This is a genomic window from Hydrogenivirga sp., from assembly GCF_056450045.1.
Genome location: NZ_JBWONM010000014.1, coordinates 1 through 6,023, shown reverse-complemented (window position 1 = coordinate 6,023; position 6,023 = coordinate 1). Strand labels below are relative to the sequence as shown.

The 6,023-nt window shown below is 51.3% G+C and carries 9 protein-coding genes; 5 read left to right on the top strand and 4 right to left on the bottom strand.

The window, feature by feature from the left end; genetic code table 11:
* Positions 1 to 485 (bottom strand): Crp/Fnr family transcriptional regulator (locus AC1HCM_RS00490; protein WP_479459814.1); only part of this gene is annotated, 485 nt, incomplete at its 3' end.
* 31 nt (positions 486 to 516) lie between these two features.
* Between AC1HCM_RS00490 and moaD the strand changes: the two genes are divergently transcribed.
* Genes moaD through AC1HCM_RS00475 form a run of 3 tightly spaced genes read left to right on the top strand, consistent with a single transcriptional unit; the run spans position 517 to position 3,184 of the window.
* A complete protein-coding gene (gene moaD, locus AC1HCM_RS00485) occupies positions 517 to 753 on the top strand; it encodes a molybdopterin converting factor subunit 1 (protein WP_479459813.1) in 237 nt (78 codons plus the stop codon).
* Entirely contained in the window at positions 753 to 1,715 is a 963-nt protein-coding gene (locus tag AC1HCM_RS00480; RefSeq protein WP_479459812.1) for a glycosyltransferase family 9 protein, read from the top strand. The genes moaD and AC1HCM_RS00480 overlap by 1 nt, the downstream gene beginning before the upstream one ends.
* Positions 1,716 to 1,756: 41 nt before the next feature.
* A complete protein-coding gene (locus AC1HCM_RS00475) occupies positions 1,757 to 3,184 on the top strand; it encodes a hypothetical protein (RefSeq protein ID WP_479459811.1) in 1,428 nt (475 codons plus the stop codon).
* Here the strand turns inward: AC1HCM_RS00475 and metF are convergent.
* Genes metF through epmA form a run of 3 tightly spaced genes read right to left on the bottom strand, consistent with a single transcriptional unit; the run spans position 3,165 to position 5,267 of the window.
* Entirely contained in the window at positions 3,165 to 4,061 is an 897-nt protein-coding gene (metF, locus tag AC1HCM_RS00470; protein ID WP_479459810.1) for a methylenetetrahydrofolate reductase [NAD(P)H], read from the bottom strand. The two genes, AC1HCM_RS00475 and metF, sit on opposite strands and share 20 nt — an antisense overlap.
* Complete coding sequence (locus AC1HCM_RS00465; RefSeq protein ID WP_479459809.1) at positions 4,058 to 4,393, bottom strand: hypothetical protein; 336 nt, start codon at positions 4,391 to 4,393, stop codon at positions 4,058 to 4,060. Before AC1HCM_RS00465 ends, metF begins: the two co-directional genes overlap by 4 nt.
* Positions 4,394 to 4,397: 4 nt before the next feature.
* Complete coding sequence (gene epmA, locus AC1HCM_RS00460; RefSeq protein WP_479459808.1) at positions 4,398 to 5,267, bottom strand: elongation factor P--(R)-beta-lysine ligase; 870 nt, start codon at positions 5,265 to 5,267, stop codon at positions 4,398 to 4,400.
* Positions 5,268 to 5,292: 25 nt separating this feature from the next.
* Here epmA and AC1HCM_RS00455 point away from each other — a divergent pair, with 25 nt between their 5' ends.
* Positions 5,293 to 5,583, top strand: coding sequence for a cupin domain-containing protein (locus AC1HCM_RS00455; RefSeq protein WP_479459807.1), 291 nt, complete (start codon positions 5,293 to 5,295; stop codon positions 5,581 to 5,583).
* The gene (locus tag AC1HCM_RS00450; protein ID WP_479459806.1) at positions 5,583 to 6,023 is read left to right on the top strand and encodes a hypothetical protein; all 441 of its coding nucleotides are present in this window, start codon (positions 5,583 to 5,585) and stop codon (positions 6,021 to 6,023) included. The genes AC1HCM_RS00455 and AC1HCM_RS00450 overlap by 1 nt, the downstream gene beginning before the upstream one ends.

Genomic DNA, 6,023 nt, shown 5'->3' with positions numbered 1-6,023 from the left:
TCCAAGAGGAACTTCACTATCCTGCTCTCCACGTTCCTGAAGGCTAAAGCCTCAACCATGTCGTCCGTTCTCCTGAGCCTTGCGACGAGAGCCTTTATGACGTTTATCGCTATGTCCGGGTTTTCCCTCAGTATCCTCAAGAAGACATCCCTCCTGAGGACTGCGAGCTTTGTGTTCTCCTGAGCCAAAACGGTTGCTGACCTGGGGAGCTGGTCTATCATGCTCATCTCACCGAGAAACTCCCCCGGTCCGAGTTCCGCCAGAACGAGCTCGTTCCCGTGCTCATCAAAGAGGGACGCCCTGACCTTTCCCTCAAGAACGAGATACATGTCGTCGCTCGTGTCCTTTTCGTAGAAAAGCACCTCCCCCATGGGGAGGTCTATGATCTCAAAGTTTAAGGATATCTTCCTGAGTTCAGAGTCCGACAGGTTCTGAAAGAGAACGCTCTTCTTCAGGAAGTCAGCTACTTTCCCCGTCTCCCCCATCCCTAGAAGATTTTAGTTTATATTTATTCCTATGCCAAGACTTATGTACTTTTCCGTTGTCCGGGAAAGGCTGGGAAGGTCTGAGGAGGATATAGACTTCAGAGGCACAGTAAAAGAGCTCAGGGAGCTCTTAAAGAAGAGGTATCCAGAAGTTGCGGATGTTATAGATAGGGTGAAGTTTGCGGTTAACGAGGAGTACGTTGAGGACAGCTTCCCCCTTGAGGGAAAGGAAAGGGTGGCTATAATACCGCCTGTGAGCGGTGGTTGATGAAGAAGGCTCTTATAGTAAGGCTCTCATCCCTTGGAGACGTAGTTCTCACCTCTGTCGTCATTGACCCCCTTATGAAAGCTGGCTACAAGCCCTTCCTCCTCACCTTCAAGCCCTACGACACCCTCTTTGAGGACGACTGGAGGGTAACAACCATAGGTGTGCAGAAGGGGGAGCTCCTGAGCGAACACGTCCTGAGAGAGCTTAAGGAAAAAGGCTTTGATCTCTTTATAGACCTTCACAAGAACCTGAAGACGCTCCTCTTGAGGAAGAAGCTGGGAGGAAGGTGGCTCTCTTACAGGAAGGATTCCCTGCGCAGGAGGCTTGCGGTCAGGTGGAGCAGGTTCAGGAGGAGCTTCCACGTTACAGAGAGCTACCTCCAGGCTCTGGGTGAGATGGGGAGAGGGTTTGAGCCTATGCCGAAGGTCATCATCTCAGAGGAAAGGCTTGAGAGGCTCTCGGAGTTTCTGCCAGAGGGAGAGTTCATAACCATAGGTGCGGGAGCGAAGTACAGGAAGAAGAAATATCCCTACTTCAGGGAGCTATCCTTAGCCCTGAGGGAAAACGGTTTTGAAGTGGTCTGGCTCGGCGATGAGAAGGACAGGAGAGAGCTGGGTGATGTGGAGGGTATAAACCTGTGCGGGAGGCTCTCCCTTCCGGACGTGCTCGGTGTTATAAAGCTCTCAAAGGTCTTTATAGGAAACGACTCCGGACTTCTTCACTGCGCGAGAGCCGTAAAGACAAAGGCGGTTCAGATATACGGTGGGACCCACCCTACCCTCGGCTTTTCCCTCTACCCCGAGGAGGGAAAGGTTATCCTGAAAGGACTTGAGTGTCAGCCCTGTGACATACATGGTAAAGGGAAGTGCAGGTTCGGTGATTACAGGTGCCTTGATATAGACCCACGCTCTGTCCTCGCCGAGACCCTGAGGCTTGTCAGTGCTGGAAGCGAAAGGAGATAGAAATTATAAGTACTGACAAAGAAAAAAAAGGGAGGTGTGTCATGGGAGTATTTGAGACGCTCCTGCTAAAAGAGAAGCTCTCCTCCACAGAGAAGCTCGTCCTTCTGAGGGAACTCCTCAAGCGAGAGATGGACGTCATGAACGAGTACTGCAAGATAAACGACCAGATTCCTAAGGACTACGCCATTGAGCTGTGCCACCTTCACAACATAAAGAAGGTTAACATTGCAAGACTGCTCGCCATGATAAAGCACTTTGATCCCAAGTTCATGGAGGCTCTCATAAACACCGACCCGAGGGTAAGGCAGTACATCTCCTACTACTTTGACTTCATGAAGAGACACTCTTACCTTGAGGAGGTCCTGGAGCCCCAGAACCTTTTTGGAAACTGGGACTACATCCGATACAAGCTCAAGATATTCTTCCCCGACCTGACCTTTGACGAGATCGACAGCTTCAAGTTCAAGAGAAAGGAGTTCATAGACTACGTCCATGAAAGGCTTGGAGAACCCATTGAGCTGATTGAGGAAAAGCTTACAAAGGCGACCTGGTACGAGACCGTTCCCTACCTTGAGCTCGAGAGCGAGATGGACAAGAGATGGCACCCAGAACCCATAATGACCGACATGGACTGGGAATTCATAAAGCGCAACCTCAAGGGAAGAAAGAACATCATCATACGGGACGAAAGCGGGGAGGAGAAGCTCGTTTACGTTGACGTTGACCTCTCTGATGAGGAGATTGACAGGTACAGGAAGGACAGGGAGGGACTCAAGAAGCTCCTGATTGAGAGGTACAACATAGATGAGAGCGGAGCAGAGCAGATACTGAGGAAGGCTGGCTGGGAGTCCGAAAGCTACCACATAGTCCCGCCCATCCACACCGACGCCCACGTGGATTACGGTGAGACACGCCCGGAAAAGGAAAAGAAGAAAAAGAAGCAAGTTGAGAAGAAGAGCTTTAGCATCAGCGCGCTGACAGCCCACGTGAGATACCTCGGTGGTCTTGAGCTTGAGATGCTCAACTACTGGGAGCTACTCTACGAAAGGCTTGAGGAGATAAGGGACAAGCTAACCCTCTTCATAAGGACGAAGAGAAGGCTCCTGGGAAAGCTCTTCGGTATCTACTACACCCTTGACCCCGTTATGGCTGAGGCGATAGTTACCTACGACCCCGAGATGGTCCAGAGATTGAAGGAGCTCGTCACAAAGACGGGGGTCAGAAACAAGAAGTTCCTCATATACGACAACAAGGCTGCCTGGGATGATGTGAAGAGGAGGATAACCTCCGTATTCCCAGAGGTGAGCGAAGAGGAGATAGAGAAATACAAGGGTAACAGGAGCGGCTTCGTTGAGTTCCTGGCGAAGAAGCTCGGCAAGGACAGGGACTACGTGGACGAGAGGCTTGAGAGAGCTGGCTGGCTCAGGAGTGAGGAGATACCCTCCTTCCTCATGCATATAGGTCCCTGAGGGGAATCAGCTCCTTTATGGAGCTGTATATCTCAAGGGTAGCCCTTGACCTGTTTAGGGTGTAAAAGTGGAGTCCGGGGACCCCGTTCTTGAGGAGGTCCTCACACTGGGTGATTGCAAACTCAACCCCTATCTTTGCAACCTCTTCCGGCTTGTCCTCAACAGGCTCCATCCTCTCTATCAGGGACTGGGGTATGGTCGCACCGCACATGCTCGCAAACTTCTTTATCTGCTTGAAGTTCGTTATAGGCATGATGCCGGGGATTATGGGTATGTTTATCCCTTCCTTCTGGCACATATCAACGAACTCGTAGTAGTAGTGGTTCTCAAAGAACATCTGGGTTATGGAAAAGTCTGCACCTGCGCGCACCTTCTCACCAAAGGACCTAATCTCCCACGCCATATTGGGAGACTCGGGATGACCCTCCGGGTAGCTCGCCACCCCAACGGAGAAGTAGTTTCCGAACTTCTCCCTTATCAACCTCACCAGGTCAACCGCGTACCTGCAGGCTCCCTCGGGAGGTCTGAAGTCCGGTCTGTCGTGGGGAACGTCCCCTCTCAGAGCTAATATGTTCTCAATCCCTATGCTCTTGTAGTCCCTGAGGATGTCGTAGAGCTCCTCTCTGGTGTGAGCTATGCACGTGAGGTGAGCCATCACGGTCAAGCCGGTCTCCTCGTGTATCCTCTTTACGATGTTCCTCGTCCTGTCCCTCGTTGAGCCGCCCGCCCCGTAGGTCACGGATACGAAGGTCGGCTTGAGTCTCTTTAGCTCCTCAATGGTCTCAAAGAGCTGTCTCTCACCCTCAGATGTCTTTGGAGGAAAGAACTCAAAGGAAACGCTGAAGTTCCCCTGCCTGAGGTACTCACCTATCTTCAACCCTTAGCCTCCACCCTGCCGAGCATCGTCTCCATCAGGGAGATTATCTTAGTCTTGCAGGGAGCGGGAGCCTTCGTAAATATACCGAGGGAGTCTATCAACCTGTTTATCTCCTCTTTGGTTGAGCCCCTGGAAAACTCCTCAAGGAGAGGCAGGATCTCTTCAATCTCTGAGGAGAGCTTCCTGTCCTCAAGAACCTCCTTGAGCGACTTTCCATCCCTGAACCTGCGCAGAGCCTTCATGCACTTGACTATAAGGTCGTCTCTGAACTGGGACCACTTGAGGTCCGAGAACCTAAGAACAACCTCAAGGAAGGCTTCAAAGTTGTTCATGGTTTTATAATTCTACATCCTCAAGGCTTGACTTTCCTATCCAGAGCATGAAGAGCCTGTCAACCCCGAGGGAACAGCCAGCACAGGGAGGCATGGACCTGTGAGCTTCTATAAACTCCTGGTCAATGGGTAGTCCCCTCTTCTCTGCCTCCTTCTCAAGCCTCCTCCTGACCTCCTCCATTTCCGTCTCCTCGGTCCAGCCGTTGGCAAGCTCAACACCCTTGAAAAAGAGCTCAAACCTCTCAGCCTTCCCCTTCTTCACCCTTGCAAGAGCGCAGAGCCTTTCGGGATAGTCCTTCAGGAATGTGGGTTTCTCCTTTCCCAGTTTCCTCTCAACCTCTATGAAAGCCCTGTAAAAGAGGGTCTCCCAGTCTTCCTCCTCTTCATGGTGGATGCCTGCCTTCGTAAGCACCTCCCTCATTCCCTCCTCGTCTTCCGGGAGATCTGAGCCGAAGTGCTCTCTGAAGACCTCCTCAACGCTGACCTCCTCGTACTCCTCAAAACCAAAGAGCTCCTTCAGGAGCTCCCTTATCTCATCCATAAGGTACAGGTAGTCTCCCCCAACCCTGTACCATTCAAGCATGTGGAACTCCGGTCTGTGGAGCCTTCCGACCTCCCCATCCCTGAAGACCTTTGTCAGCTGGAATATGCTCTTCTTGTGCCTTGACAGGAGCTTCTTCATGGAGTACTCCGGGGAGCTCTGGAGCCACATCCTGACCCTTTCCCCTCTAAGGCGAAGCTCAACAGGGATGGGTTCTATGTTTGAGTCAAGGTTGGGGAATCTGAGCAGAATCGGTGTGGAGACCTCAAGGTAGCCTCTCTTTCTGAAGAAGCCCCTCAATCTGTTAACGAATTCGTCCCAGAGCTCAATCATGGTAGAGGAATATAATTTTATTAGGTTGAAGGTCCGGATTGAGAGAACGGGAATAAAGGATGAGGAAGAGATCAGGAGGATACTCAGGGAGAGGGGTTTTTCTGTCTACACCTGGTCTGACCCTGCTGGAACCTACTACCCGACCCACACCCACAGAGACAGGGAGGTCAGGTGGGTGGTTGAAGGGGAGGTGGTTATGGGGATTGATGGAGAGGAGATAATCCTGAGAGAGGGGGATATGATAGAGCTTGAGCCCGAAACCCCTCACTGGGCGAAAACGGATAAGGGAGTTAAATACATATGCGGGTCTAAGTGATGGGAAGAGTTGTGAAGTTCCCCTCCGATGGAGGGAAAGAGGAAAGGAAAGGGGGAAAGAAGCCTGCAGGACTGCGCAGGCTATCCCAAGAGGAGTTCCTTGAGCTGGTTGAGCCCTTTAAGGACGGGCTCAGAAAGTTCTACCCCACACAAGTGAAGGACGTTCTTGGAATAGCGGGCTTTGGAGAAAGGAACGGGGAAGAGTCCTTCCTGATGGGTGTTATGCTCTGGCAACATCATAAACAGCCCGAGCCTATACTATCAACCTTCCTTGCTCTCTTCATAGGAGACAGGCTTGAGAAGGTATCCTTCCTTGAAGCTAAGAACAACTACTGGGACTGGAGGCTTATGATAGATACCTACCAAAATAGGTTCAATACAAAGGCTATGTTTGAAGAACTGCAGAAGCTCAGAGAAGAACTTTTCAACGCAGACGGGTGA